Genomic DNA, 26,124 nt, shown 5'->3' with positions numbered 1-26,124 from the left:
CTGAGCCGCCTCCACCGCTGACAACGCGAACGTGCCCCGCCGGAAGGTTCCGGCGGGGCACGTTCGCGATCGGGGTCCGCGTCAGCCGCGGGCGAGGATGATCGTCCACATGGCGGCGCGGCTGGACGCGTTGGTCGTCGCCGTCTTGCCGCCGTAGCTGCCGCCGCCGACCGCTTCGCCGCTGTCGACGATGAGGCTGGTGATGCGGCCGCCGCCGGACCCGATGCCGGTGCCGCGGGTCGTGACACCGGCTGGAGCGGTCCACGCGGTGGTGCTGGACGACTTGTCGCCCCAGTACGTCACCGCCCAGGCACCGGCCCCGCCGACCGACGCGTCGGGGCTGGTGTGCTGGGTGACCGCGCTGGAGTCGCTGTCCTTCTCGACCGCCGCGATCGGGTCGGACGTGCTCGTGCCCGCGTATGCCAGCAGCCGGATGTCGGCCTTGGTGTAGCCGCTCAGCCCGATGTTGACCTGCTGCCCGGCGTCGCCCGCCTGCGCCACCCGCTTCCACAGGACGGACGTCGAGCTGCCGACCTCCTGGCTCTCGACCTCCGTCCAGCCCGCGGGCGGCGTCGCCACCTCGTGCTCGGCGCTGTTGAACGTCAGCACCATGATCAGTCCGTCGCCGGGCTGCACCGACGCCGGGATCTGCGCGTAGGCGGTGCTGACGTTGGCGTTGCCGCCCGTGCCGCCGCGGTAGGAGATGCCCGCCGCCTGGGCGGACGCCGCCACGACCTGCTCGGTCGTGACGGCCTCCGCGCCGCGGTCGTCGGTCACCGTGAGCTTCACCGGGTACGTGCCCGGCTCGTCGTAGGCGTGCTGCGGCGTCGCGCCCGTGCCCGTGTGCCCGTCGCCGAACTCCCACGCGTACGACTCGACGTCACCGTCCGGGTCGGTCGAGCCGGACCCGTCGAACGTGCACTCCAGGGCGTCGCAGTCGCTGGTGAAGGCGGCCGTCGGCGCCTGGTTGCCCGCCCCGCCGGCGCCGCGGGCGAGGACGATCGTCCACATGGCGGCGCGGCTGGACGCGTTGGTCGTCGCGGTCTTGCCCCCGTAGTCGCCGGTGGCGACGGCGCCGCCGCTGTCGGCGATCAGGGCGCTGATGCGGCCGCCGCCCGAGCCGACGCCGGTGCCGCGGCTCGTGACACCGGCCGGAGCCGTCCACGCGGTGGTGCTGGACGACTTGTCGCCCCAGTACGTGACCGCCCACGAGCCGCCCGCGGCGACTTCCGCGTTGGGGCTGGTGTGCTCGGTGACGGCAGTGGGGTCGCTGCCCTTGGCGACCGCCGCGATCGGGTCGGACGTGTTGGTGCCGTCGTAGGCCAGCAGCCGGATGTCGGCCTTGGTGTAGCCGCTCAGCCCGATGTTGACCTGCTGCCCGGCGTCCCCTTCCTGGGCGACCCGCTTCCACAGGACGGACGTCGAGCTGCCGACCTCCTGGCTGTCGACCTGCGTCCAGCCGGCGGGCGGCGTCGTCATCGAGTGGTCGCCGCTGCTGTAGGTCAGGATCAGGATCAGTCCGTCGCCGGGCTGCACCGACGCCGGGATCTGCGCGTAGGCGGTGCTGACGTTGGCGTTGCCGCCGACGCCGGCCCGGAAGGCGATGTCGGTCTGGTTCGGCGAGACCGTGATCTCCTGCTCCTTGACGCCCTCGCCGCCGCGGTCGTCGGTCACCGTGAGCTTCACGGTGTAGGTGCCGGGCTCGTCGTAGGTGTGCTGCGGCGTCGCGCCGGTGCCGGTCTCACCGTCGCCGAAGTCCCACGCGTACGACTCGATCGAGCCGTCGGGGTCGGCCGAGCCGGACGCGTCGAACGCGCACTCCAGAGCGTCGCAGTTGCTGGTGAAGGCGGCGTTCGGCTTCTGGTTGGGCGTCCCGGCGAACAGGAACACCGCCCGGCCGCGCCAGTCGGCGGAGCTCACCTCGGTGGAGGACCCGGACGGGACCCCGGCCTCGGAGAACGCGACGCGGTAGAGCCTGCCGTTGCCGTTGTCGACGTAGTAGAGGTGCTGGCCGTCGACGAACATCCCGCCGACGTTGCTCCAGCTCATCCCGGGCAGGTTGCCGACGGCGGTGGACTCCTGCGCGCCGACGACGTTGCTCTCCGGGGTGAACGTCCGGTAGTACAGCGCGGACTGCCCGCGCGTGTAGTAGATCCGGCCGTGCGAGAAGAACATCCCGGTGATGTTGCGGACCTGGCTGTGCCAGGTCGACATGTTGACGAGCTGGTCGGCGGTGTCGATCGCGGTGGGCGCGCCGAGCGTCGCCCCGTCGAAGGAGCGCCGTTGGAACGAGCCGTCCGAGCCGCCGTAGAACAGCTCATTGTTGATCATGAAGGCGCCGCGGGCGGACCGCCAGTCGACGCCGGCGGTGCCGTCGTCGACCTCGGCCCCGGCGGTGGTGCCGTCGAAAGAGCGGTGCTTGAGGTAGTTCTGCGCGCCGAAGCCGGTGCCGCCGGCGTAGTAGACGTTGCCGGGCAGCTCACCGGTGTGGTTCGGCGGGATCGCCTTGCCGCCGGCGAGCGGGAACAGCGCGAGCTTGGGGTGCCACTCGCCGCCGACGTTGTCGGTGTCGCTGCCGATGTAGAGGCCCTCGTCGGTGGCGAGCATGTCGAAGACGCCGACGCCCTTGTCGCGGCCGGGGTTCCAGGAGAACGGCAGGCCGCTGGCGGGGTCGAGCGCGGCGATGCCCTCGCGGGAGACGGCGCCCTCGCCGGCGCGGTCGGCGCGGAAGGGGTTGTTGGCCCAGCGGAAGTGGCCGCCGACGTAGACGGCCGTGTCGGTGATCTCGACGGCGTAGCTGGTGTCGCCGCCGGTGTAGTTCACCCAGGTGGGCTGCTGCCCGGCGCCCGTGGTGGCGCTCTCCCAGCGGACGTGGGTGTCGCACAGTTTGGGCGGCGTGCCGTAGGCGCCGGTCGTCGTCACGACGAAGAACTTGCCGTCCGGCGAGAAGTCGACGTCGCGCATGTAGGTGTCGAACGACTGGGAGCACTGGTCGCCGTAGCGGGTGGTGTCCCAGTTGGCGAGCTGCGCGCTCGCGCCGCTCAGGTCGAGCATGACGATCTGGCGCCGGGTCGCGCCGTTGACCGAGCTGAAGTTCCCGACGCCGACGAGCTTGGAGCCGTCGGGGCTGACGTCCATCTTGTAGACCTGGGTGACGCCGTCGCCGGTCTGGGTTCCGGCGAAGTTCAGGTCGAGGAAGTCGTCGCGCGCGCCGGTCTGCGGGTTCAGGGCGGCGAGGGCGGGCCGGGCGGCGCCGCCGACCGTGCTGAAGGTGCCGGCGGCGTACAGCCGGCCGCCGGCGAGCCGCAGGTCGCGCACCCTGGCGTCGAACTGCGGGTTGAACGAGGTGATCGGCGCGCCGGTCTGCGCGTTGAGCCGCGCGAGCACGAAGTGGCGGACGCCGTTGATCTCGCTGAAGTTGCCGCCGACGTAGAGCGACTGCCCGTCGGGGGCGGCGAGCAGCGCGCTGGCCTCGCCCTGGTTGAGGCTGGGCGCGAAGTCGGGGTCGATGGCGCCGGTGGCGGCGTCGAAGGCGAACAGCCGGTTGCGGGTCAGCGTCGGCTTGCCGCCGCCGGGCTCCTTGACCTGGGTGAAGGAGCCGCCCACGTAGATCTTGCCGCCGATCTTGATGATCGACTTGACGTCGCCGTCCAGGACCTGCGGAGTGTGGTCCGCCGGGTCGTCGCCGACCACGCGGCCGTGGTCGAGCTGCGAGCCCCTGTCGTCGGCGTGCGCCGGGGCGGTGACGAGGCCCGTCAGCGTCCCCAGCGCCAGGACGGCCCCCGCGGCGATGGTCCCCCACCTGCGTCTGCCCATCGACCCCTCCGTGCTATGTAGAAGCAAACCAGTCGTATCGTGCGCGTAAAGGTGACCGGCGCCGGGTAAGCGTAGCCAGTGCGCATCTACGGCCGACGTTCAGATCACTAACTTTTAGGTTTCAGCCATCGAACGGCAGCGAATCTCGGTCCCGGATGGGACGTGTCCCCGCATCCGCGGACACGTCCATCGCGTCCCGCGAGGTACGCTGCGCACCTCGGAAGGACGCTCGGCGGGCCGCGGCGGAGCACCGGCGAGCGTGGCCTGATCCGGCCAGCGCCCGGTGTCGTCCCAGGCAGGCGGCCGGACGTCCACCAACGATGCGCGTCCTTCCAGGGACGCGGGCGGTGCGTCCGGTCACCGGGCGGCGCGGTCCGCGCACCCGCCGGTGCGGTCCAGGGGAACGGAGCGGTGATTGACCGGGATGCGAGGGATCGCGGGGAACACGCCCCTCGCGACGCCGCGGCTGCTGCCGTGGCGCCTGCAGCCGGGCTGGCCGCTCAGCGTCGCCTTCCTCGCCTTCCCGCTGTGGTGGATCCTCGGCCTCGCCAACGTCGTCCTGCTGGTCATGACGGTGCCGATGGCGGTGACGCTGTGGCGGCGGCGCGGCACGCTCGTCGCGCCAAGCGGGTTCGGCGTCTGGCTGTTCTTCCTGGTCTGGGTCCTGCTGGGCGTGCTGGTGCTGTGGGCGGACGCCCCGTTCGCCGAACCCGGCGGCGGCTTCAGCAGGCTGCTGGTCTACGGCTGGCGGCTCGCCTGGTACGTCTCGTTCACCGTCGTCCTGCTGTACATCGGTAACCTCAGCGAGCGCGACCTGCCGTCCGGCCGGATCGGCAAGCTGCTCGGCTACATGTTCGTCGTGACGGCCGTGGGCGGGCTGATCGGCTCGTTCTTCCCCTCGATCCAGCTCACCTCGCCGGTCGAGATGCTGCTGCCGCGCGGGCTGGCGGAGAACTCGTTCGTCCGCGACATCGTCCATCCGAAGGTGGCCGACCTCGAATCGATCCTCGGGTTCGAGCAGTCCCGGCCGATGGCGCCGTTCGCGTACGCCAACACGTGGGGCGCCGCCTACGCGTTCTTCCTCCCCTACTTCCTGCTGACCTGGGTCCTGCGGGCCGGGACGCGCCGCCGCGTGTTCGCGTTCGTCGTCCTGGCCGCGTCCCTGTGGCCGGTCGTGTACTCGCTGAACCGGGGCCTGTGGGCGGCGCTCGGCGTGATGGGGCTGTTCGGGGTCGTCAAGCTCCTCCAGGTCGGCGGGCCGCGGGTGATCGCCTGGACGGCGGGGATGGCGGCCGTCGGCGCGATCGTCGTGGCGCTGTCGCCGCTGCCCGGCCTCGTCCAGGACCGCCTGGAGAACCCGCACAGCAACAACCGCCGCACGCTGCTCGCCGAGGAGACGACCCGCAGCGCCCTCACCGGGTCCCCGCTGGTCGGCTTCGGCTCCACCCGCAACGTGCAGGGCGACCTCGGCCAGGTGGCCGGCGGCGCGAAGGTCGGCTGCAAGGCGTGCGAGTCGCCGCCGCTCGGCACGCAGGGGCACCTGTGGCTGCTGATATTCGCCAACGGGGTGATCGGGACGATCGCGTTCTGCGCGTTCTTCACGATCCGGTTCTTCCGGCACTGGCGCGACCGCGGCGCCTACTCGCTCGCGGGCTGCGCGGTGCTGATCGCCTGCGGGCTGTTCATGATCACGTACGACATGGTGGAGGTACCGCTGTACACGGTGATGATCGCGGTCGCGCTGATGTGGCGGGCCCGGCGGGACGCCCGCGGCGGGGCCGCCTCCCACGCCGCCGTCGGAGCATCGCGATGAGCGGCGAGGACGTGCGGCGCGCCTGGACCGAGGCCGTCGAGGACCTGTGGCCGGACGCGCGCGTCGAGTCCGCCGGCCCCGGCGAGGCGGCCGGCGCCCGCCGGGAGCTGGCGTTCCTGCCGGACGCCCGGCGGCCGCGGCTGCTGGTGCCGGCCGGGCTGCCGCGGGCCGCGGCGGCCGCGCTGCGCCGCTACAGCCACGACCTCGGCCCGAAGCAGCGCGCCGCGCGCGGGGTCACCGCGGCGGCCGTCCGCACCGGGCTGCCGGAGCGGGGGCTGAAGGACCGGCTGGTGGTGACCGGCGGCGGCGCCTCCGTCGAGGACCACCTGGCCGAGCTGCTCGGCCGCCCGGTCGTCGTCAGCATCGGCCTCGGCAGCGCCCGCGCCAACCGCAAGCCGATCCTGCAGGTCCTGTCCCCGCGCGGCGAGCCGGTCGCGTTCGTCAAGGTGGGCGACACCGGCACCGCCCGCGACCTGCTCGCGGGCGAGGCCGACGCCCTGGCGTACCTGAACGCGCGGCTGCCCGGCCCCGCCGGCGAGCACGCGGACCGGCACGCCCGGCTGCACGTCCCGCGGCTGCTGCACCACGGGACGTGGCACGGGCTCGACCTGCTCGTCCTCGAACCCCTGCCGACCGGCGCGCTCGGCTGGCGCCCGCGCGGCCGGGCGCCGCTGGACGAGATGCGGACGCTGTTCGAGGTCGGCGGCGTCGAGCGGGCCGCGCTGCGCGACAGCGGCTTCTGGGACGCGCTGACCGCGAGCCCCGCGCAGGTCCTGGACGACGGGCAGCGCGACCGGTTCGGCGACGTCATCGAGACCACCGGGAAGGCGTACGGGGACCTGGCCCTCGACTTCGGCGCCTGGCACGGCGACTGGACGCCCTGGAACATGGCCTGGCACCGCGGCGTGCTGCGCCTGTGGGACTGGGAGCGGTTCGCCCGCGGCGTCCCGAACGGGTTCGACCTGCTGCACTACCGGCTGCAGGAGGCGATGCGCACCGCGTCCGGGCCGCCCTACGCGACCTGGCCGGACACCGCGCCCACCGCCCTGGAGCCGCTCGGGCTGACCGGCGCCGCCGCGCAGGCGACCGTCCGCCTGTACCTGCTGGAACTGTGCCGCCGCTACCTCCTGGCCGCGCAGGAGCCGATCGGCGGCCCGCTGCGCGCCGACACCGAGCGGCTGCTGGAACTGCTGCGCTCCCACCCGCCGCGACCCGACTCCGGGAGGAACCTTTGATCTCGCGCCGCGACGCTCCGCAGTGGGTGAAGGAGGCCGGCCGCGCGGCCACCCGCGCCGGCGGGCGGCTGACCTCCGGCGCCCGCATGCTGCCGGACTTCCTCATGGTCGGGACGCAGCGCGGCGGCACCACGTCGCTGTTCCGGGCGCTGGCCGCGCACCCGGCGACCGCCCAGCCGAACTTCCACAAGGGCGTGCACTACTTCGACGTCAACTACCCGCGCGGCCTGTCCTGGTACCGGGGGCACTTCCCGGTCCGGTCGCTCGCCGAGCGCCGCACCGCGGCGGCGGACCTGCCCGGCGCGGACGGGACGGCCCCGCTGGCGTTCGAGTCCGCCGGCTACTACATGCACCACCCGCTGGCGCCGGAGCGGATCGCGCGGGACCTGCCCGGCGTGAAGCTGATCGCGCTGCTCCGCGACCCGGTGGTGCGCGCCTACTCGGCGCACAAGCACGAGCTGGCCCGCGGGTTCGAGACCGAGCCGTTCGAGCGGGCGCTGGACCTGGAGCCGGAGCGGCTCGCCGGCGAGGTCGACAAGATCAAGGCCGACCCGGCGTACGTCAGCCACAGCCACCGGCACCACTCGTACGTGGACCGCGGCCAGTACGCCGACCAGATCGAGCGGCTGCTCGAGCTGTTCGGGCGGGAGCGGGTGCTGGTCGTGTACGCCGAGGACTTCTTCACCGAGCCGGAGCCCTGCTACGACTCGATCCTGGACTTCCTCGGCCTGCCGCGGTGGCGGCCCGCCGCGTTCGAGCGGCACAATGCCCGGCCGGGGTCCCCGCTGCCGGACCACCTGCACCGCCGCCTCGCCGACCACTACGCCCCCTACGACGACAAGCTCGCCGCGCTCCTCGGCGCCGAGCCGGCGTGGCGGCGGACGGGCGCCCGGTAGGACGGCATGAACAAGCGCACCCTCGGCCCGTCCAGCGTGCAGGCGGAACCGCCCACGGCGCCGGACTCGATCCCGGTCACCCGGTTCGTCGGCGCCGTCCGGCGGCACCTCACCGCGCTGGTGATCGCGGTGCTGGTCGGCGGAGCGCTCGGCGCCGCCAAGGTCGCGCTCACCCCCGCGACGTACACCGCGCGGATCTCGGTGCTGGCGCCGCCCGTCGCGCTGCACCCCGGCATCGACATCGGTTCGGCGCTCGACTTCAACCTGCGGAATCCGCGCGAGACCACGATGGACACCGAGGCCCAGCTCGTGTGGTCGGAGAAGGTGCTGGCCGAGCTGGCGAGGCATCCCGGTTTCGACGCCTCCTACGACGAGCTCCGCGAACGCGTCGACCTGACGGTGCCGACCGGCACCCACGTCCTGACGATCGGTGTCCGGGGCGGGACGCCGGCGGACGCCCGGCGCGGCGCCGAGGTCGTCGCCGACGCGTACCTGACGCTGCGCAAGCAGATCCTCGGCCAGCTCCAGCAGCGCAACCGCGAGGCGCTGGAGCAGAACCTCGTCCTGCTCAGGACGCAGTTGCGCGCGCTGCCTGGCAACGAGGACGAGCTGCGCCGGATCACCACCCGCACCCGCCGCCAGGCGATCGTGAAGCAGATCCGCGACGTGGAACGGCAGATCGCCGGGCTGAAGAGCAAGGAGGAGCAGCCCGGCGAGGTGCTCCGGGCGGCCGGGCTGCCCGAGCGGCGCGACGACCCGAACCGCGACATCGCGGGCGCCAGCGGCATCGGGCTCGGGCTGCTGGTCTGGCTCGGGTACGTGCTGGTGCGCGAGATGCGGCCGCGCCGCATCCGCCGGCCCGCCGACGTCCGGCTGCACAGCCGGCTGCCGATCATGGTGGAGGCGCCGACGCTCGGCGGCGGGCACCGCGAGGTCTGCCGCCGCCTGCGCAACCTGGTGTTCGACGCCGAGGCCACCACCGTGCTCGTCGTCGGCGTCCCGGCGTCCGCGGGCACCGAGCTGGCCTACGAGCTGGCCGAGCTGTGCACCGAGGGCGGCTCGGCGACGACCGTGCTGCGCATCGCCGCCGACGGGGAGGACCCCGTCGACCCGCCGCGCGCCGCCCGCGCCCGCCGCGCGTTCACCGTCCGGCTGGTGCGCAGCGACGACGACCGGCAGCTGACCCGGGCGGTCCACCGGGCCGGCCGCGAGTCGCGCATCGTGATCATCACCACTCCCGACATCAACGGCGCCGACACCATCGCCGCGGCCGCCGCCAGCGACCTGACCCTGGTCGTGGCGCAGCGCGGCCGCGCCCTGGACCGCGAGGTCGCGAGCGGTGTGCTGGCCCTCGACCAGTCCGCCAACCCCCCGCGTGGCATCGTGCTGACCGCACCCACCCTCGGCGGCCCCACACCCCGGGCCCCGAGGCGCACCGCCGACCGGACCCCACCCAGAGCCACCGCTCCCGGACGAGGTTGAGATGAACGGAACCGTCCGCGCGCAACACGCGGTTAAAGTCTTGGTGAACATTCCGCCAGTCACGACCCGGATCGATGAGGGGGAACGTCGTGGGAGCTGACCAGACGGCCGACCCGCAGGGAGGGCAGCTGCTGTCCCTGGTCCGGCGCTACACGGTGGCTTTGGTCGCGCTCGGCGTCCTCGGCGCGGGCGCCGGCATCGCGCTGGAGATCGCCGTGCCGCCCCCCTACCAGGCGACGGCGACCGTGCTGGTCAGCCCGCTGGAGGGCAACCCGTACTCCCCCGAGGGGCGCGGCGACGACCTGGTGAACCTGCAGACGGAGGCGCAGCTCGTCGGCACCGACGGAGTCGCGAAGATCGTCCAGAAGAAGCTGGGGCGCGAGCCCGAGGGCGACGTGGAGGTGTCCGTCCCGCCCAACACGCAGGTGCTCAACCTCGCCTACACCGCCTCCAGCTCGTCGAACGCGCGGGCGGGCGCGCAGGCGTTCGCCGACGCCTACCTGGAGTACCGCTCGCAGCGCGCCCAGGGCGTGGTGAACAACCAGCTCGCCAAGCTGGAGGCGCAGGCCAGCAAGGTCGAGCGGCTGCTGACGCAGACCAACCGGGAACTGGCGCTGTCCAGCGGCTCCAAGCGCGCCACGCTCCAGCAGCGCGTCACCGCCTACACCAACCAGCTCGGCGTGATCGACGAGCAGTCCAACGACATCGCCAGCACACCGATCGACCCCGGCCAGGTCATCACGCCGGCGGACGCGCCGGCGGGGCCCGGCGTCATGCGCAAGGCGCTGTACGGCGCGGGCGGCCTGTTCCTCGGGCTGCTCGCCGGGTTCGTGATCATCCTGCTGCGGGAGCGGCTGAACCAGCGGCTGCGCAACGCCGAGGCCGTCGAGGGCCTCGGCGTGCGGGCGCTGTCGACGATCCCGCCCGGCGGCCCGCCCGGCGACTCCCTCGCGCTGGTCAGCGCGCCCAAGAGCCCGGTCGGCGAGGCGTACCAGCGGCTGCGCGCCGCGGTCGTGGCGACCGCGCCGCAGACCCCGGTCGCGCTGCTGGTCGCCAGCGCCACCCCCGGCGGCAGCGCCCGGCTGGCCAGCGCCAACCTCGCGGTCTCGCTCGCCTTCGCCGGCGCCAAGACCATCATGATCGACGCGACCACCGAGGACGCCGACATGACCGGGCTGTTCGGCGCGCGGCCCGGCAAGGGGCTGTCCGACACGCTGCTGTCCGGCACCGACCCGGCGACCCTGCTGATCCACACCGACTCGCAGCTGCGGCTGCTGCCGCGCGGCCCCCGCGCCCTGGAGGCGGCGCACCGGTTCAGCGGCCCGCGCATGCGCGAGACCGTGAAGGTGCTGCGCCGCCGCAGCGAGTACCTCGTCGTCAACGCCGCGAGCCTGCACGACGCCGACGCGCAGGCGCTGTGCACGTTCATGGACGCGGTCATCCTCGTGGTGAACCAGGGCGTGACGACCCGGGAGGAGCTGCGCCAGGCGTACGTGGAGGCCGAACGCGCCGGGGTCACCGTGCTCGGCGCGCTGCTGGAGCCGCCGGAGCCGCGCGGGGGAAGGCAGGCGCGGCCGGCCCCGTCCCGCCAGGCCCGGCCGCCGCGGGACGCCGCCGAGACGCGCGCGCCCGACCCGCGCGGCAGCGGCGAGAACCGCACCGGCGGTGACGCCCACCTCGGGTGGGCCGACGACCAGCCCGGGGCCGAGGACCCCCGGCGCCCCGACCCGGCCGACGACGGCGGCTACTGGCCGACCGCGCGGCGCGACGAGGACGAGCGGTCCGCCGCCGACCCGGCGTCCCTCGTCACCCAGGCGCTGCCGCAGATCAAGCAGCCGCCGCGGTCCGCGGAGACGCGGACGGGCGCGTCCCGGCCGCCCCGGCCCGGCTCGCGGCGCGCGGCGCCCCCGGCCGGTTCGGCGCGGCGCCCCACGCCGCCGTCGCTGGAGCCGCCCTCGGGGCCGGGCAAGCCCGTCGCGCCGAAGCCCATCGCGCCGGCGGACGTCCCGCAGACCTCCCCCTCGGGGGCGACCGGATCGGCGCGGAGCCGCGCCCGCAGGGCCCGGCCGTCGGAGCCCGACCCCTCCGACCCTGCCGCGCCCGGCGATCCGGCGATCCACGACGAGCAGGCCGAGACCGACGCCGCGCTGGAGTCGGCCTCGACGCGCACGCAGGAGGACATCTCGAAGTACATGCCGCCGGAGATCCCGGACGAGCCCGCGGACGGCCCGCCCGGTGCGCCCGGTGCGTCCGGCGGGTCAGGCGGGTCCGGTGCCTCCGGTGCGTCCGGCGAGTCGGCGGACGTGGTGCCGCGCTACGGCAAGAACGCGCACAAGGCCGGGCGGCATGCCGGCCCCTGAACCGACCGCCGGCCCCAATCTGAACAAACTCGCCAGGGGCGGCGCGCTCAACCTGGTGGGCGCCGCCGTCGCGGGAGTGCAGGGCCTCGCGCTGGTCTTCCTCGTCGCGCACCTGTACTCGCAGCGCATCGCCGGCGTGTTCTTCGCCGCGACGTCGCTGTTCATCATCCTGCAGGCCGTCTCGTGGCTCGGCACGGACGCCGGGCTGCTGCGCTGGGTGCCCCGGCACCTGGCGCTCGGCGACCGCGCCGCCGCGCTGCGGACGGTGCCGGTGGCGCTGGTCCCGGTCCTCGCGACGGCGGCGGGCGCCGGGCTCCTCCTGGCGGCCACGGCGCCGTGGACGGCGGGCCAGTTCGGCGGCGGCGACCCCGGCGAGGCCGCCGCGATGGTGCGGGTGCTGGCGCTGTTCCTGCCGCTGGCCGCCGCGCACGACGTGCTGCTGGCGGCGACCCGCGGCTACGGCTCGATGCGGCCGACCGTCCTCGTCGACAAGATCCTGCGGCAGACCCTCCAGGTCGCCGGGGTGGTCGCGGCGGCGGTGCTGACCGACGGCGCGGTCTGGCTGGCGCTGGCCTGGGCGGCGCCCTACCTGCCCTGCCTGCTGATCGCCGCGACGTGGTACCGGAAGATCAGCCGCGCGGGCGGCCCCGCCGAGGCGCCCGCACCGGCGGACCCGGCGGCGGACGCGCGAACGGACGCGCCGGTGCCCGCCGGGTGGCGGCCGCTGGCGGGCGAGTTCTGGCGGTTCACCGCCCCCCGCGCGTTCGCGCAGGTCTGCCAGACGGCGTTCCAGCGCGCCGACATCGTGCTGGTCGCGGCGCTCAGCTCGCCCCGCGAGGCGGCGATCTACACCGCCGCGACCCGGTTCATCGTGATCAGCCAGCTCGTCACCCAGGCCGTGCAGAACGTCATGCAGCCCGCCGTCAGCAGGCTGCTGGCGCTCGCGGACCGGGCGGGCGCGCAGCGGATCTTCGCCGTGTGCGCGTCGTGGAACCTCGCCCTCGCCTGGCCGGTGCACCTGTCGATCGCCGTCGGCGCACCGGTCTACCTGGGGGCGTTCGGCCCCGGCTACGCGGGGTCCGGCGAGACCGTCACGGTGATCCTCGCGATGGCGATGCTGGTGGCGACCGCGACCGGCGCCCGCGACGTGATGCTGCTGATGGCGGGGCGCAGCGGGCTGAGCCTGGTCAACCAGAGCACCGCGCTCGCCGTCAACCTGGTGCTGAACGTGCTGCTCATCCCGCCGCTCGGCATCGCGGGGGCGGCGCTGGCGCGGGCGTGCGGGCTGCTCGTCCGGACGCTGCTGGCCCTCGTCCAGGTCCGCCGGATCCTCGGGATGACCCCGGCGAGCGCGGGCCTGTTCTGGGCCGGCGGCTCGGCCCTGCTGAGCTTCGGGGCGCTGCCGCTCGCGGTCCGGCTCGTGGCCGGTTCCAGCCCCGTCGCGCTCGCATGTGCCCTGGTCCCGGGCACGATCCTGTACTTTGCCCTAATGTGGGGCGGCCGGGAGCGGCTGTCCCTGACCGCCTTCGCCTCCCTGCTGCCGGGGAGGCGCGGCCGCGCCGTGCCGCCAGGCGGGCCCGATCCCGCCGGCCCCGCCGCCCCGCCGGCCGCCGAAACGACACCTGCCAGGAGCGCCCATGCCGGGAATTGACATGCCGGGAATACAGCAGGTCCGCCGCAAGTCCCGCGCGGTGCTGCGCAAGACCGGGATCGCGCCGAGCGGCCCCGTGTACGGGCGCCTGGTCGACGCCGGGCGCTCGCTGCCGATCCCGGCCGCCGCGCGCGTCGCGGTGTCCACCGCCGTGCTGCGCCGCCCGTGGAAGGTGCCCGTCCGGTTCGACCAGCTCCTCGTCGGGGCGCAGGGCGGCTGGACCGCCCGCGAGTTCGCCGACCGCACCGACGACCTGCTGTGGCCGTCCACGCCGTTCCTGGACGGCCCGCACGTCGCGCTGCTGCGGCTCGCCGACGAGGTGCCCGAGCTGAGCGACGAGCAGATCCTCGACAGCCCCTACGGGCGGCTCGGGCTGCGCTGCATCAAGGCCGGCGGGAACTACTTCGGCGGCACCGACGAGGCCGGGGTGCTCGCCGCGGCCCGCGCGTTCGTCGCCCGCCACCGCGGCGAGGAGGTGCCCGGCGCCGCGCCCCGCCCGCAGCAGAGCGGCCCGCAGGACCCGGTGCTCGTCGCGCCCGTCCGCGGCTCCGACCAGTACCAGATCCTCGACGGCCACCACCGCCTCGCGATCGCCGCGATGAGCGGGGCGGACGGTGCGAGCGTCGTCGCGAAGTGGCTGCCCGTCACCACCCCGCTGCAGGACCTCCTGCTCAAGATGAGCTGGCTCGACGGCACCCACGAGCTATACCAGCCGATCGACGCGCCCGAACTGCGGTCCGGCTGGACGACGGTCCGGCAGTGCACCGACCGGCTCGCCAAGATGGACGCGTTCCTCGCCGAGCGCGGCATCGCCGGCGGCCGCTACCTGGACGTCGCGAGCTGCTACGGCTGGTTCGTCACCCGGATGGGCGAGCGCGGCTTCGACGCGGAGGGCATCGAGCGCGACCCGCTCGCCGTCCCGCTCGGCCGCGCGGTCTACGGCCTGCCGGACGGCGCCATCGCCACCGGCGACTGCGTCGAGTTCCTCGGCGGCCACGACCCGGCCCGCTGGGACGTGGTGTCGTGCTTCAGCCTGCTGCACCACTTCGTCCTCGGCCGCGGCTCGGTGTCCGCCGAGGAGCTGATCCGGCTGCTGGACCGCGCGACCGGCCGGGTCCTGTTCTTCGACACCGGCCAGGACAACGAGGCGTGGTTCGCCGAGTCGCTGCGCGGCTGGGACCCCGCGCGCGTCGAGCGGTTCCTGCGCGAGAACACCGGCTTCGACGAGATCGTCGACCTCGGCCCCGACGACGACGCCCGGCCCCCGTACGAGGACAACTACGCCAGGCACCTGTTCGCCTGCGTCCGCTCGGCGTGACCCCCGCGCGCCGGGCGGCCGCCGCCTTGCTGGCCGTCCCCGTGCTCCTGACGGCGGCGGCCTGCGGAGAGCCGGCGTCCCCCGCGCCGCGCCCGATCCCCGCGCCGCCCGCGGCGGGGTCCGCGATCGAGCGGACGGGCGCCGTGTGGACGAGCGGCCTCAACGCCAGCGGGCAGCTCGGCCGTCCCGGCGCGGAGACCGACCCCGGGCTCGCACCGGTGACCGGCATCGGCGGGGAGGGCCGGCTCGACGGCGTGCACGCCGTCGCGGGCGGCGGTCGGCACTCGCTCGCGATCGTCGGCGCCGGCGGGGAGGTCGTCGCGTGGGGCGCCAACGACCACGGGCAGCTCGGCGACGGCACGACCCGCGACCGGAACGTTCCCGTGCCCGTCCGGGCGCCCGGCGGGGGCCGGCTGGGCGACGTCGTGGCGATCGCCGCGAACAACGACTTCTCCATGGCGCTGCGCCGCGACGGGACCGTGGTGACGTGGGGCAAGGGGTCGTCCGGGCAGCGCGGCATCGGCGAGCGCACCGCCCCGCGCCTCCCCACGACCGTGCGGGCACCGGACGGGAGCGGCCCCCTCACCGGCATCACCGCCATCGCCGCCGACGGGCACACCGAACTGGCGCTGCGCGGCGACGGGCAGGTGCTCGCGTGGGGCGCCAACGACTACGGCAACCTCGGCGACGGCACCCGCGAGGACCGGTCGCTGCCCGTCCCGGTGCGCGGTTTGAGCGGGGAGGGGCACCTCACCGGCGTCGCCCGCATCGCGGTCGCCGGGCAGCACGGGCTGGCGCTGCTGCGGGACGGGCGGGTCGCGTCATGGGGCCACAACGACCTCGGGCAGCTCGGCGACGGGACGCGCCGCGACCGGCTCGTCCCCGCCCTGGTGAAGGGCGTGCGCGGCAAGGGCGACCTCGGCGGCGTCTCCGCGATCGCGGCGGCGGAGAAGCACAACTACGCGCTGCGCGAGGACGGCACCGTCGTCGCCTGGGGCAACAACACCGCCGGGCAGCTCGGCGACGGAACGGTCGAGCTGCGCACCGAGCCCGTCCCCGTCGTGGGCCGGAGCAAGGACGAGAAGAGGCTGCGCCGTGCCGCGCAGGTGTTCGCGGGCGAGGCGTACGGCGCGGCGATCCTGGCCGACGGGACGACGCTGACGTGGGGCGCGGGCGGCAGCGGCCAGCTCGGCTCCGGGAAGCGGGCGCCCCGCAGCAGGCCCGGACCGGTGGCGGCCGCCGCCGGCACCGCTCCGGGCAAGGCCCTGTCGGCGGGGGTCGGCGAACGCCACCTCATCCTGCTGGTGAGCCCGCAGGACTCCGTGAGCTAGGAGCTAGGACTCCTTGGGCGGCTCGGGCTTGGTCTCCCCGGGCCCCGACGCCTCCGCGGGCGGCTGACCGGACGGCTGGGCGGGCGGCTGGGCACCCGGCGCGCCGGAGGCGGGGGCACCGGGCGCAGGAGTACCGGGCCCGGGAGTACCAGGAGCGGGCGTACCGGGAGCGGGGGCGCCGGGCGTGGCGGGCGTCAGGGAGCGGCGCCGCCACAGCAGGAAACCGCCGGCACCGGCCGCGGCCACGGCCACCAGGCCGCCGCCGCCGAGCAGGAACGGCATCGCGGACCCGTCGTCCTTCGGCGCGGCCTCGGGGGCGCCCTCGGCGGGCGCGGTCGGCTGCGACTCGGCGAGGGTCTTCTCCTCCCGCTGCTGCACCTCCGCAGGCGGGGTCTCCGGGGCGGGCTTGCCGTTGTTGCCGGGCAGTCCGGCCTTCGGCGGCGCGTACTTCGACTCCGGGAGCGTCTGGACGAACCTGAGCAGCGCCACGTCCGGCTTGCCGTGGCCCGCCTTCACCGCCTTGCTGTAGACGGCCTTCACCTGCCCCTCGGGCAGCGTGTTCGAGGAGACCCGGAACTGGTCGCCCGCGAGCACCGCGTACGTGCCCTTGCGGTTCAGCATGCCCGGCAGCCGCTGCAGGATCTGCCCGGCGTCGTTCCCGGCCGGGACGACCGCGACGAAGACCGGGACGGAGCGCCCCTGCGCCTGGCGGAGCAGCTCCTGCGCCCCGTCCGACTCGTAGTACTTGGCCTTCGAGTCGACGTAGTAGCCGCTTTCGGTGATGCCCTCGGCGATCGCGTCGAGGTCGACCTCCGCGGACGCGGGGGCGGCGGTCAGCCCGATCGCGGGCGCCAGCGCCAGCGTCAGCACCCCGGACGCGACGATGCGGCGGGAAGAGATGTTCACGAGAGCGGCTCCTTCTAGCACTCTGCGACGACCATTGACAGTACCGGCGTGACGTGGGGAAAGGTGGCCGAAGCCGGGAAACGGCACCGATGGGTCAGATGCCGCGGCCCCGGGTGTGCAGCGCGAGCAGGACGCGCTTGCCGGAGACGGCGCCCGACGCGACGGCGAGCGCGAACGGCACCCGCCGCTCGGCGGGGTTCGCGCGCAGCGCCCGCGCGGACCAGCGCAGCGCGTCCCGCCGCCGGCCCACGGTGGCGCACCCGAACGCGAGCTGCCCGTACACCCGCCCGGCGGCGCCCGGCACCTCGCCGATCTCCGGGTAGTGCTCCAGGAACCACTCCAGCGCCGCCACCTTCGTCTCCCACGCCTGCGCGTAGTAGGACGTGAGCCCCCACAGGACGCGGACGTACGCCTCGTCCACGTTGACGACGGGGTGGCGGCGGGCGGCGCGCAGCGCGAGGTCCCAGTCCTCGCCCTGGCTGCCGGGGATCGTCTCGTCCACCATGCCGATCTCGATGAGCGGCTCGCGGCGCGCCACGTAGGTGGACGAGTGGACGCTCATCATCCGGTCCCGGATGAGGGCGTCGTAGGTGACGCGGTCGGTCCCGGCGAGCCGGGGCAGCTCGCGGCCGTCGAAGTCGACGACGATCCCCGCGCTGCACAGCACCGCATCGGGCTCCCCCTCCAGCGCCTTCACCTGGGCGGCGAGCTTGCCGGGCAGCCACTCGTCGTCGTCGTCGCAGAAGGCGGCGAGATCGGTGCCGAGCGCCAGGATGCCGGAGTTGCGGGCCCCCGCGAGGCCCGGCTCCCTGGTGTTGGCGATCACCTCGACGCGGTCCCCGGCGAGCGACATGTCCGGCTCGGCGCGGTCGAACACGACGACGGCGCGCAACTCGCCTTCGTAGTCCTGCGCGAGGACCGACTCCAGCGCGCGGCGCAGCAGCTCCGGCCGGTTGTGGGTCGGGAGGACGACTCCCACGGATGGTGGCATCGGGGGCCTGCCTTGCTGGTCGGGAGGAACGGTGCGGGAGCCGGGGGAAACCGTGCCGCGGGGCCGCGCGGGCCCCGCGGCGTCCGGTCAGCTCGCGCCGGTGATCATTCCGGCGGCGACGGTGTTGTTGGTGGCCTCGTCGACGAGGATGAAGCCGCCGGTGTACCGGTTGCGGCCGTAGTCGTCGACGAAGAGCGGCTGCGTCACGCGCAGGGAGATGCGGCCGATCTCGTTGAGGCCGAGCTCCGTGGCCTGCTCGTCACGGTGGAGCGTGTTGACGTCCAGCCGGTAGTGCAGCTCCTTCACCAGCGCCTTCGCGGTGCGGGTGGTGTGCTTGACGATCAGTTTGGACCGCGGCGAGAGGGGGCGGTCCGGGGTCATCCAGCACACCATCGCGTCGAGGTCCTGCGCCACCTCGGGCCGGTTGTTCGGCCGCGCGATCATGTCGCCGCGGGAGATGTCGATGTCGTCGGCGAGCCGCAGCGTCACCGACATCGGCGCGAACGCCTGGTCGACCGGGCCGCGCGGCCCGTCGATGTGGGTGATCGTCGTGGTCAGCCCCGACGGCAGGTGCACCACCTCGTCGCCGGGCTTGAGGACGCCGCCCGCGACCTGCCCCGCGTAGCCGCGGTAGTCGTGCAGTTCGGGGTCCGTGGAGGCGTGCGGGCGGATCACGTACTGCACCGGGAACCGCACGTCGATCAGGTTCCGGTCCGACGCGATGTGCACGTGCTCCAGGTGGTGCAGCAGCGACGTCCCCTCGTACCACGGCATGTTCACGCTGCGTTCCACGACGTTGTCGCCGTGCAGCGCGGAGATGGGCACGAACGTCAGGTCGGTGACGTCGAGCTTGGACGCGAACGCGGTGAACTCGTCCACGATGCTCTCGTACACGTTCCGGTCGTAGTCGACGAGGTCCATCTTGTTGACCGCCACGACCAGGTGGGGCACCTGCAGCAGCGTGGCCAGGAACGCGTGCCGCCGCGACTGCTCCAGGATCCCCTTGCGGGCGTCCACCAGGATGATCGCCAGGTCGGCGGTGGACGCGCCCGTCACCATGTTGCGGGTGTACTGGATGTGCCCCGGGGTGTCGGCGATGATGAACTTGCGGCGCGGCGTCGCGAAGTAGCGGTAGGCGACATCGATCGTGATGCCCTGCTCCCGCTCGGCGCGCAGCCCGTCGGTCAGCAGTGCGAGGTTCGTGTACTCCTCGCCCCGGTCGACGCTGGTCTTCTCCACCGATTCCAGCTGGTCCTCGAAGATCGACTTCGAGTCGAACAGCAGCCGCCCGATCAGCGTCGACTTGCCGTCGTCGACGCTGCCGGCGGTCGCGAACCGCAGCAGGTCCATCGACTTGGCCGGCTCGTGGGCCCTCGCGGGCCGGTTCGTCTGCGCGGGCTCGTTGCCGGCCATCAGAAGTAGCCCTCCTTCTTGCGGTCCTCCATCGCGGCCTCGCTGGTGCGGTCATCGGCGCGGGTCTGCCCGCGCTCGGTGATCCGCGTGGCCGCGATCTCCTCGATCACCTCGTCGAGGGACGTGGCGTTCGACTTCACCGCACCGGTGCAGGACGCGTCCCCCACCGTGCGGTACCGGACGGCCGCCTCGAACTCCGGCTCGTCGTCGCCGCGGTTCGCGAACCCGGTCTGCGCGTCGAGCAGCAGCCCGTCGCGCTCGAACACCCGCCGGGTGTGCGCGAAGTAGATCGGCGGGAGCTCCAGCTCCTCGCGGCGGACGTAGTCCCAGATGTCCAGCTCGGTCCAGTTCGAGAGCGGGAAGACCCGGACGTGCTCGCCCTGCGTGATCCGGGTGTTGTACAGGTTCCACAGCTCCGGGCGCTGGTTCTTCGGGTCCCACTGCCCGAACTCGTCGCGGAACGAGACGACCCGCTCCTTGGCGCGGGCCTTCTCCTCGTCGCGGCGCGCGCCGCCGAACGCGGCGTCGAACTGGTGCTCCTCGATCGCGTCCAGCAGCGTCGTCGTCTGCAGCCGGTTGCGGGACGCGCGGCGCCCCTTCTGCTCCACGACGCGGCCGCTGTCGATCGACTCCTGCACCGACGCCACCACCAGCCGGACGCCCAGCTCGGCGACCCGGCGGTCGCGGAACTCGATCACCTCGGGGAAGTTGTGGCCGGTGTCGACGTGCATCACCGGGAAGGGGATCGCCGCGGGCCAGAACGCCTTCTCGGCGAGGCGGAGCATCACCAGGCTGTCCTTGCCGCCCGAGAACAGCAGCACCGGCCGCTCGAACTCGGCCGCCACCTCCCGGAAGATCTGGATGGACTCCGCTTCGAGGACGTCTAGCTGGGACAGCAGATAATCAGAACGCTGCATGGTCTGTGGCTTCTCTCCACGCTTCTCTGGCAGATGCAACCGGTGGCACGAGGGCGCGCCTTGCCACCGGCTCGAACGCCGGCCCGCCCCGGCGAGGCGCCGCAGGCACCGGGCGGGTCACGGCAGGTCGCCGCTCACTTCCCGGATGCCGGCTAGGAGCGTCGACGCCGACGCGGGATGACACACCAGGATATCCGGCAGCCGGGGGTCCTCCCGGTTGTACTCCAGCGCCGCCCCGTCGACCCGGGACGCGTGCGCTCCGGCGGCCAGCGCGACCGCCGCCGGGGCCGCCGAGTCCCACTCGTACTGGCCGCCGGCGTGCACGTACGCGTCGACCTCGCCGAGCAGCACCGCGGAGATCTTCGCCCCCGCCGACCCGATCGGCACCAGCTCCACGTCGAGCTCCAGCTCCTCGGCGAGCCGGCGGACGAACTCCGGCGGCCGCGTGCGGCTGACGGCGATGCGGAGCTTGCCGGCGTCCGGCGCCGGGGCGTGCAGCGGCACCTCGCGCGGCAGCGTCCTGCGGGCCGTCTCCGAACCGGCCGTCACCGGGTCGGGCTCCCCCGGGTCGGTGCGGACGAGGGAGGCGCCGCCGGTCGCGTCCGTCCGGAGCGTCAGGCCCTGCGCCGGGAGCGCCACCGCGCCCGCGGCCAGCCGCCCCCCGCCGGACGGGTCCCGCCGCCACAGCGCCACGTGGACCGCCCAGTCGCGGCGGCCCTCCTCGGAGAACTCGCGGGTGCCGTCGAGCGGGTCGATGATCCACACCCGCTCGGCGGTGCGCCGCTCGGCGTCGGCGGTGTTGCGGGTCGGGGCGCGGTCGTCGCCGCGGGACCGCTTCCCCGCGGCCGACGAGCGGCCCTCCTCGGACAGCACGGCGTCGCCGGGACAGCGCTCGGCGAGGGCGGCCATGAGGTACTCGTGCGCCCGGAGGTCGCCCGTGTCCTTCAGGGCCCGCGCGTCGGCGAATCCCAGCTCGTCCCGCACGCCGAGCAGCAGCCGGCCCGCCGTGCCGGCGAGCTCCGCCGCCAGGGCGTGGTCGTCCGCCGCCCCCTCGCGGGCGCCATTGTCCGTCATCCTTTGATCACGTTCCCGACTCGAATGGTCTGTTCGATCCACTTTCTCATGCGGGTGCACGGGGCCCTCGGATCAGGTCCCGCCTCCCGGCCGGTACGCCCCGCTCAATAGGCGCCGGAGCCGCGGAAGACCGCCGACCAGGTCTTCCACATGATCTGCAGGTCGAGCGCGAGCGTCCAGTTGTCGACGTACCGCAGGTCGAGCCGGACCGACTCCTCCCACGACAGGTCCGACCGGCCGCTCACCTGCCACAGGCCGGTCAGCCCCGGCTTCACCACCAGCCGCCGGTACACGTCGCCGCCGTACTGGGCGACCTCCTCCGGCAGCGGCGGGCGCGGGCCCACCAGCGACATCTCCCCCCGGAGCACGTTGATCAGCTGGGGCAGCTCGTCCAGCGAGTAGCGGCGCAGCCAGCGGCCCACCCGGGTGATCCGCGGGTCCTCCCGGATCTTGAAGAGCACCCCGTCGTTCTCGTTGCGCTCCAGCAGCTCGACCTTGCGCTGCTCCGCGTCCTGCACCATCGTGCGGAACTTCAGCACGGTGAACTCGCGGCCGCCGCGGCCCACCCGCGCCTGCCGGAACAGCACCGGTCCGGAGCTCGTCGTCTTGATCAGGACGGCGACGACCAGCAGCAGCGGGCTCAGCAGCACCAGGCCGGCCAGCGCGGCGGTGCGGTCGAACAGGCCCTTGAACACCTTCCGGCCGCCGTCCAGCTCGGGGTGCTCCACGTGCAGCAGCGGCAGGCCCGACACGGGGCGGATCGAGATCCGCGGGCCCGTCACGTCCATCAGCGCGGGCGCGACGACGAGCTCCACGTCGTCCCGCTCGATCTGCCACGCCAGCCGGCGCAGCGCCACCCCGTCCATCTCCGGGCACGCCAGCACCGCGACCGAGTCGGCGCCGATGCGGTCCGCGACCGCCGCGGCCTGGGAGAAGTCGCCCATCACCGGCACGCCCTCCACCTCGGCGACCGCGTCGTCACCCGACGCCAGCGCCGGGGGCAGGCACACCGCGGCGATGTCCATCCCGTGGTAGCGCTTCTGCCGCAGCACCTTGATGAGGTCCGCGACGGACGTCCGGTGCCCCACCGCGACCACGCGCCGCATGCACTCGCCGTTCCAGCGCTTCTTGTGCAGCCACTTGCGGAGGCGGTACCGCGCCATGAGGTTGAGGAACGTCCCGAGCGGGAGCGCCATCACCACGTATCCGCGCGCCACCTCGGTCTTCGTCGCGTACGCCACGATCGCGACGGTGGCGGTGAGGATGAACCCGGCGCGCAGCACCCGGTGGAACTCTTCGTAGCCCACGCCGACGTAGCGCGGCTGGTAGGCCCGGCAGAGCATCAGCGTCGGCAGCCACACCATGGGGAGCACCACCGTCAGCGCCACGTACGGGGCGTTCAGCTCGGTCGGCACGCCCGGGAACCGGAGCACGAACGCGATCACCCCGGCCGCCAGCATGCTCAGGAAGTCCAGATAGCCCGCTTTGCGGCGGTACGATCCGCTCCAGCTCTGCGACGACGAGCGCTTGGGCTCATGGCGAATCGATGACTCGGCCTGCACCTTGTCAACGACGGCCATACACCACTCACCAATCCCCTGTAACGCGCGCCCCATCAGCGCGATTCACACCGAAGACGGTTGAACGCCGCTTGAGGTTCACATACATCATGAACCTCGTCCGACCAGCATCCTACGTTCGCTTTACCGTGGTCAGGGCCCGAACCGCCGCACCGGTCCGACAAGCCCCGCGAACCCGGACGGACGCACATGAAAAGCCCAGTCAAGGGCGCTTGATCATCAATGGGATTGCCGGCTTCGGTGGCCGGATCCGGTCAACTCGCGTGGAAGACGTTCTGCGCCGCGCCGAGACCGTCCGCGAGCAACGCCTCCACCGCGTCCGCCGCACGCGCCACCTCTAGATCGAGGTCCTTCCGCTCCACCGCGGAGAAATCCTTCAGCACGAACGCCGCCGGATCCATCCGGCCCGGCGGCCGGCCCACCCCGAACCGCACCCGCAGGTAATCCCGCGACCCCAGCGACTTCGTCACCGACCGCAGACCGTTGTGACCATTGTCACCACCGCCCTGCTTCAGCCGCACCGCACCGAACGGGATGTCCAGCTCGTCATGGACGACGACGAGCCGCTCCACCGGAACCTTGTAGAAATCGCACAGCGCCTTCACCGGCCCGCCCGACACGTTCATGAACGAACGCGGCTTCGCCAGCACCGCACGCGCCCCCGCCAGCCGCCCCTCCAGGACGTCCGCCCGCGCCCGATGCGACTTGAACCTCCCGCCCGCCCGCGCCGCCAGCACGTCCAGCACCATGAAACCCGCGTTATGCCGGTTCTTCGCGTACGACGGCCCCGGATTGCCCAACCCGACGACCAGCCAGAGATCCACCCTCAACCCCTCCACGGAACGGACACGGCCCCCGCGGTGCGCACACGCACACCGCGGGGGCCGTCAAAGACGACGCCGGCCGGCTACCGGCCGCACATCGGCGCCACCGTCACTCGGCGGCGCCCTCGCCCTCGCCCACGGCACCCTCGGCCGCGGGCTCGGCGCCCTCCTCGGCCTCCGGCTCCGTCGACGCGGTCGCGTCCACGATCTGCAGGATCAGGATCTCCTCGTCCGCCGCCAGCGTCGTGCCCTCCGGCAGCTTCAGGTCCCGCGCCAGCACCTGGCTGTCGATCTCCAGGCCGCTGATGTCGACCTCGACCGACTCGGGAATGCGCGTGGCCTCCGCCTCCACGGAGATCTCGACCTCCGTCTGCGCGACCTGGCCGCCCGGCACCACATCACCGACGAGCTGCACCGGCAGGTCCACGACGACCTTCTCGCCGCGCTTCACCATCAGCAGGTCGACATGCTCCAGGAACCCCTTGATCGGGTCGCGCTGGACGTCCTTCGGCAGCGCCAGGCTCGGGCCGTCACCGAGCCCCTCGATCGTCAGCAGCACGTTCGGCGTCTTCAGCGCCAGCATCAGGTCGTGCCCCGGCAGCGAGATGTGCTGCGGGTCGGTGCCGTGACCGTAGAGGACGGCGGGCACCTTGCCGGCCCGGCGGGTGCGCCGCGCGGCACCCTTACCGAACTCGGTGCGCGGCTCGGCGGCGATGCGTACCTCGGACACGGCTGAAACTCCTTGTTGTTGCGATCCACGGCCGTCCGGCACCGGACGTCCGCTACGGACAGAGCGTTGCGATACACGCACGCCGACCAGGACGTGCGCTCCCAAAGATTCTTTGCGTTCTCCCGGGGAATGCGGCTCCACTACGACACCGCACTGACGACCCGGGCACACGCGGGTTAACAAAGTCTAGCAGTACTCATTGCAGTGCTCTTGGCGTCAGGCGCTAGCGCGCCTTCCTTCGGCGAGCACTGCGGCGCGATCGCTGCATCGCTCCGGCTCGCCCTGGGGGCTCGCTGCGCGATCAGGTTCCTTGCTTCGCTCGGAACCTGCCTTCGGACGCGATCGCAGGCGTTCCGGCCGGCGCGTGGTTGCTGTACCGGCTGGTGTCTGCGCGTGCGGCTGGCCGGCGTGGTGTCGCTCGCTGCGCTCGCTCGTTTCTCGCGGGCTCGAAACCGTGGGTGTGCCTGTCTGTGGTGCGGTCGGTTCTTGCTGGGCTTGCTCGCCTGCGGCTCGCTTTGCGTGGGCGTGCGGAGGGGTGTTCGGGCTGGGGTGCGCTTGGTACCTTTCCCGGCTCGCTCAGGCGGCGCCGCAACCACGCAGCGACCTGGACCGTCGCGATCGCGTCCGAAGGCAGGTTTCGAGCTTGCGAGAAACCTGATCGCACAGGGAGCCGCTAGGCGAGTCGGAGCGATGCAGCGATCGCACGCATTGCCCGTTGAAGGAAGGCGCTCTAGCGCCTGACGCCGAGGGCGATGCTATTTAGCTATGTCCGCCGAAGAGGCTGGTTACTGAGCCGTCGCTGAACACCTCGTTGATCGCTCGGGCTACCAGGGGGGCGATCGAGAGGACTGTCAGCTTGTCGAACTGCTTCTCCTCTGGGATGGGGAGGGTGTTGGTCAGGACCACCTCGGAGATGCGGGAGTTCTTCAGGCGGTCTACCGCGGGGCCGGAGAGGACGCCGTGGGTGGCGGCCACCACTACGCGGCTGGCGCCCTGGTCGAAGAGGGCCTCGGCGGCCTTGATGATGGTGCCGCCGGTGTCGATCATGTCGTCGACGATGACGCAGGTGCGGCCCTCCACGGCGCCGACCACGTCGAAGACCTTCACCTCGTTGGCCACGTCCGGGTCGCGCTTCTTGTGGATGATGGCCATCGGCACGCCGCCCAGGCGGTCGGACCAGCGCTCGGTCACCCGGACCCGGCCCGCGTCGGGGGCCACCACCGTGACCTGGGAGGTGTCCAGGCGGCTCTCGAAGTGGTGCGCCAATAGGTCCAGCGCGAACAGGTGGTCGACCGGGCCGTCGAAGAAGCCCTGGATCTGGGCCGTGTGCAGGTCGACGGCGATCAGGCGGTCGGCGCCGGCGGTCTTGAACAGGTCCGCCATCAGCCGGGCCGAGATCGGCTCGCGGCCCCGGTGCTTCTTGTCCTGGCGCGCGTAGCCGAAGAACGGCGCCACCACCGTGATCCGCTTGGCCGACGCGCGCTTCAGCGCGTCCACCATGATGAGCTGCTCCATGATCCACTGATTGATGGGAGCGGTGTGGCTCTGGATCACGAACGCGTCGGAACCGCGGACCGACTCCAGGAACCGCACGAACGTCTCACCGTTCGCGAAGTCGTACGCGGACGTCGGCGTCAGCTCGACATGGAGGTTGTCGGCTACTTCCTTGGCCAGGTCCGGGTGGGCTCGGCCGGTGAAGAGCATCAGCTTCTTCTGGCCACTCGCTTTGATCCCACTCACCTCTGACAACTCCCCCTCAATGGAACTTCGCTTCACGTGGGTGTTGT

Annotated in this window: 18 protein-coding genes; 8 read left to right on the top strand and 10 right to left on the bottom strand. The window is 73.1% G+C overall.

All coding sequences use genetic code 11. The features are described from left to right. Nucleotides 1–81: 81 nt before the first annotated feature. Nucleotides 82–3,816 carry a PKD domain-containing protein gene (locus tag IEZ03_RS24525; RefSeq protein WP_229808537.1) on the bottom strand — a complete coding sequence of 1,245 codons (3,735 nt, stop codon included), beginning with the start codon at nucleotides 3,814–3,816 and terminating at the stop codon, nucleotides 82–84. A 424-nt stretch (nucleotides 3,817–4,240) separates the two neighbouring features. Here IEZ03_RS24525 and IEZ03_RS24520 point away from each other — a divergent pair, with 424 nt between their 5' ends. The 8 genes from IEZ03_RS24520 to IEZ03_RS24485 all read left to right on the top strand — a co-directional run bounded on the left by IEZ03_RS24520 (nucleotide 4,241) and on the right by IEZ03_RS24485 (nucleotide 15,902). Continuing rightward, the gene (locus IEZ03_RS24520; protein ID WP_184890376.1) at nucleotides 4,241–5,629 is read left to right on the top strand and encodes a hypothetical protein; all 1,389 of its coding nucleotides are present in this window, start codon (nucleotides 4,241–4,243) and stop codon (nucleotides 5,627–5,629) included. Further along, nucleotides 5,626–6,864 carry a protein kinase family protein gene (locus IEZ03_RS24515; protein ID WP_184881138.1) on the top strand — a complete coding sequence of 413 codons (1,239 nt, stop codon included), beginning with the start codon at nucleotides 5,626–5,628 and terminating at the stop codon, nucleotides 6,862–6,864. The genes IEZ03_RS24520 and IEZ03_RS24515 overlap by 4 nt, the downstream gene beginning before the upstream one ends. Further along, the gene (locus tag IEZ03_RS24510; protein ID WP_184881136.1) at nucleotides 6,861–7,760 is read left to right on the top strand and encodes a sulfotransferase domain-containing protein; all 900 of its coding nucleotides are present in this window, start codon (nucleotides 6,861–6,863) and stop codon (nucleotides 7,758–7,760) included. Before IEZ03_RS24515 ends, IEZ03_RS24510 begins: the two co-directional genes overlap by 4 nt. A gap of 6 nt (nucleotides 7,761–7,766) precedes the next feature. Next, complete coding sequence (locus IEZ03_RS24505; protein ID WP_184881134.1) at nucleotides 7,767–9,242, top strand: GumC domain-containing protein; 1,476 nt, start codon at nucleotides 7,767–7,769, stop codon at nucleotides 9,240–9,242. An 89-nt stretch (nucleotides 9,243–9,331) separates the two neighbouring features. After that, nucleotides 9,332–11,602 (top strand): tyrosine-protein kinase domain-containing protein, encoded by a 2,271-nt coding sequence (locus IEZ03_RS24500; protein WP_189241234.1) that lies wholly within the window; start codon nucleotides 9,332–9,334, stop codon nucleotides 11,600–11,602. After that, a complete protein-coding gene (locus IEZ03_RS24495; protein WP_189241233.1) occupies nucleotides 11,589–13,253 on the top strand; it encodes an MATE family efflux transporter in 1,665 nt (554 codons plus the stop codon). The genes IEZ03_RS24500 and IEZ03_RS24495 overlap by 14 nt, the downstream gene beginning before the upstream one ends. Then, nucleotides 13,240–14,571 (top strand): ParB N-terminal domain-containing protein, encoded by a 1,332-nt coding sequence (locus tag IEZ03_RS24490; protein ID WP_229808536.1) that lies wholly within the window; start codon nucleotides 13,240–13,242, stop codon nucleotides 14,569–14,571. Before IEZ03_RS24495 ends, IEZ03_RS24490 begins: the two co-directional genes overlap by 14 nt. Further along, nucleotides 14,568–15,902 (top strand): RCC1 domain-containing protein, encoded by a 1,335-nt coding sequence (locus IEZ03_RS24485; protein ID WP_184881127.1) that lies wholly within the window; start codon nucleotides 14,568–14,570, stop codon nucleotides 15,900–15,902. The genes IEZ03_RS24490 and IEZ03_RS24485 overlap by 4 nt, the downstream gene beginning before the upstream one ends. A 3-nt stretch (nucleotides 15,903–15,905) precedes the next feature. Here the strand turns inward: IEZ03_RS24485 and IEZ03_RS24480 are convergent, their stop codons facing one another. The 9 genes from IEZ03_RS24480 to IEZ03_RS24440 all read right to left on the bottom strand — a co-directional run bounded on the left by IEZ03_RS24480 (nucleotide 15,906) and on the right by IEZ03_RS24440 (nucleotide 26,077). Next, nucleotides 15,906–16,808, bottom strand: coding sequence for a hypothetical protein (locus IEZ03_RS24480; RefSeq protein WP_184881125.1), 903 nt, complete (start codon nucleotides 16,806–16,808; stop codon nucleotides 15,906–15,908). A 94-nt stretch (nucleotides 16,809–16,902) separates the two neighbouring features. Next, nucleotides 16,903–17,799, bottom strand: a complete 897-nt coding sequence (locus IEZ03_RS24475) for a glycosyltransferase family 2 protein (RefSeq protein WP_184881124.1) — start codon at nucleotides 17,797–17,799, stop codon at nucleotides 16,903–16,905. A gap of 87 nt (nucleotides 17,800–17,886) precedes the next feature. Beyond that, nucleotides 17,887–19,149: a sulfate adenylyltransferase subunit 1 gene (locus IEZ03_RS24470; protein WP_184890374.1), complete on the bottom strand. Its 1,263-nt coding sequence runs from the start codon at nucleotides 19,147–19,149 to the stop codon at nucleotides 17,887–17,889. A 62-nt stretch (nucleotides 19,150–19,211) separates the two neighbouring features. After that, nucleotides 19,212–20,129, bottom strand: coding sequence for a sulfate adenylyltransferase subunit CysD (gene cysD, locus IEZ03_RS24465; protein ID WP_184881122.1), 918 nt, complete (start codon nucleotides 20,127–20,129; stop codon nucleotides 19,212–19,214). 117 nt (nucleotides 20,130–20,246) lie between these two features. Next, entirely contained in the window at nucleotides 20,247–21,203 is a 957-nt protein-coding gene (locus IEZ03_RS24460; protein ID WP_132051972.1) for a 3'(2'),5'-bisphosphate nucleotidase CysQ, read from the bottom strand. Nucleotides 21,204–21,307: 104 nt separating this feature from the next. Further along, complete coding sequence (locus tag IEZ03_RS24455) at nucleotides 21,308–22,783, bottom strand: sugar transferase (protein ID WP_184881120.1); 1,476 nt, start codon at nucleotides 22,781–22,783, stop codon at nucleotides 21,308–21,310. 254 nt (nucleotides 22,784–23,037) lie between these two features. After that, nucleotides 23,038–23,607, bottom strand: a complete 570-nt coding sequence (gene pth / locus IEZ03_RS24450; RefSeq protein ID WP_373293676.1) for an aminoacyl-tRNA hydrolase — start codon at nucleotides 23,605–23,607, stop codon at nucleotides 23,038–23,040. A gap of 109 nt (nucleotides 23,608–23,716) precedes the next feature. Next, nucleotides 23,717–24,337: a 50S ribosomal protein L25/general stress protein Ctc gene (locus IEZ03_RS24445; protein WP_184881117.1), complete on the bottom strand. Its 621-nt coding sequence runs from the start codon at nucleotides 24,335–24,337 to the stop codon at nucleotides 23,717–23,719. Between the two features lie 759 nt (nucleotides 24,338–25,096). Next, nucleotides 25,097–26,077 carry a ribose-phosphate diphosphokinase gene (locus IEZ03_RS24440; RefSeq protein WP_184881115.1) on the bottom strand — a complete coding sequence of 327 codons (981 nt, stop codon included), beginning with the start codon at nucleotides 26,075–26,077 and terminating at the stop codon, nucleotides 25,097–25,099. Nucleotides 26,078–26,124 lie beyond the last annotated feature (47 nt).

The sequence above is a fragment of the Actinomadura livida genome, assembly GCF_014648675.1.
Lineage (GTDB): Bacteria > Actinomycetota > Actinomycetes > Streptosporangiales > Streptosporangiaceae > Spirillospora > Spirillospora livida.
Note: the sequence above shows the minus strand (reverse complement) of the source record. Positions and strands in the feature narration are given on the sequence as shown.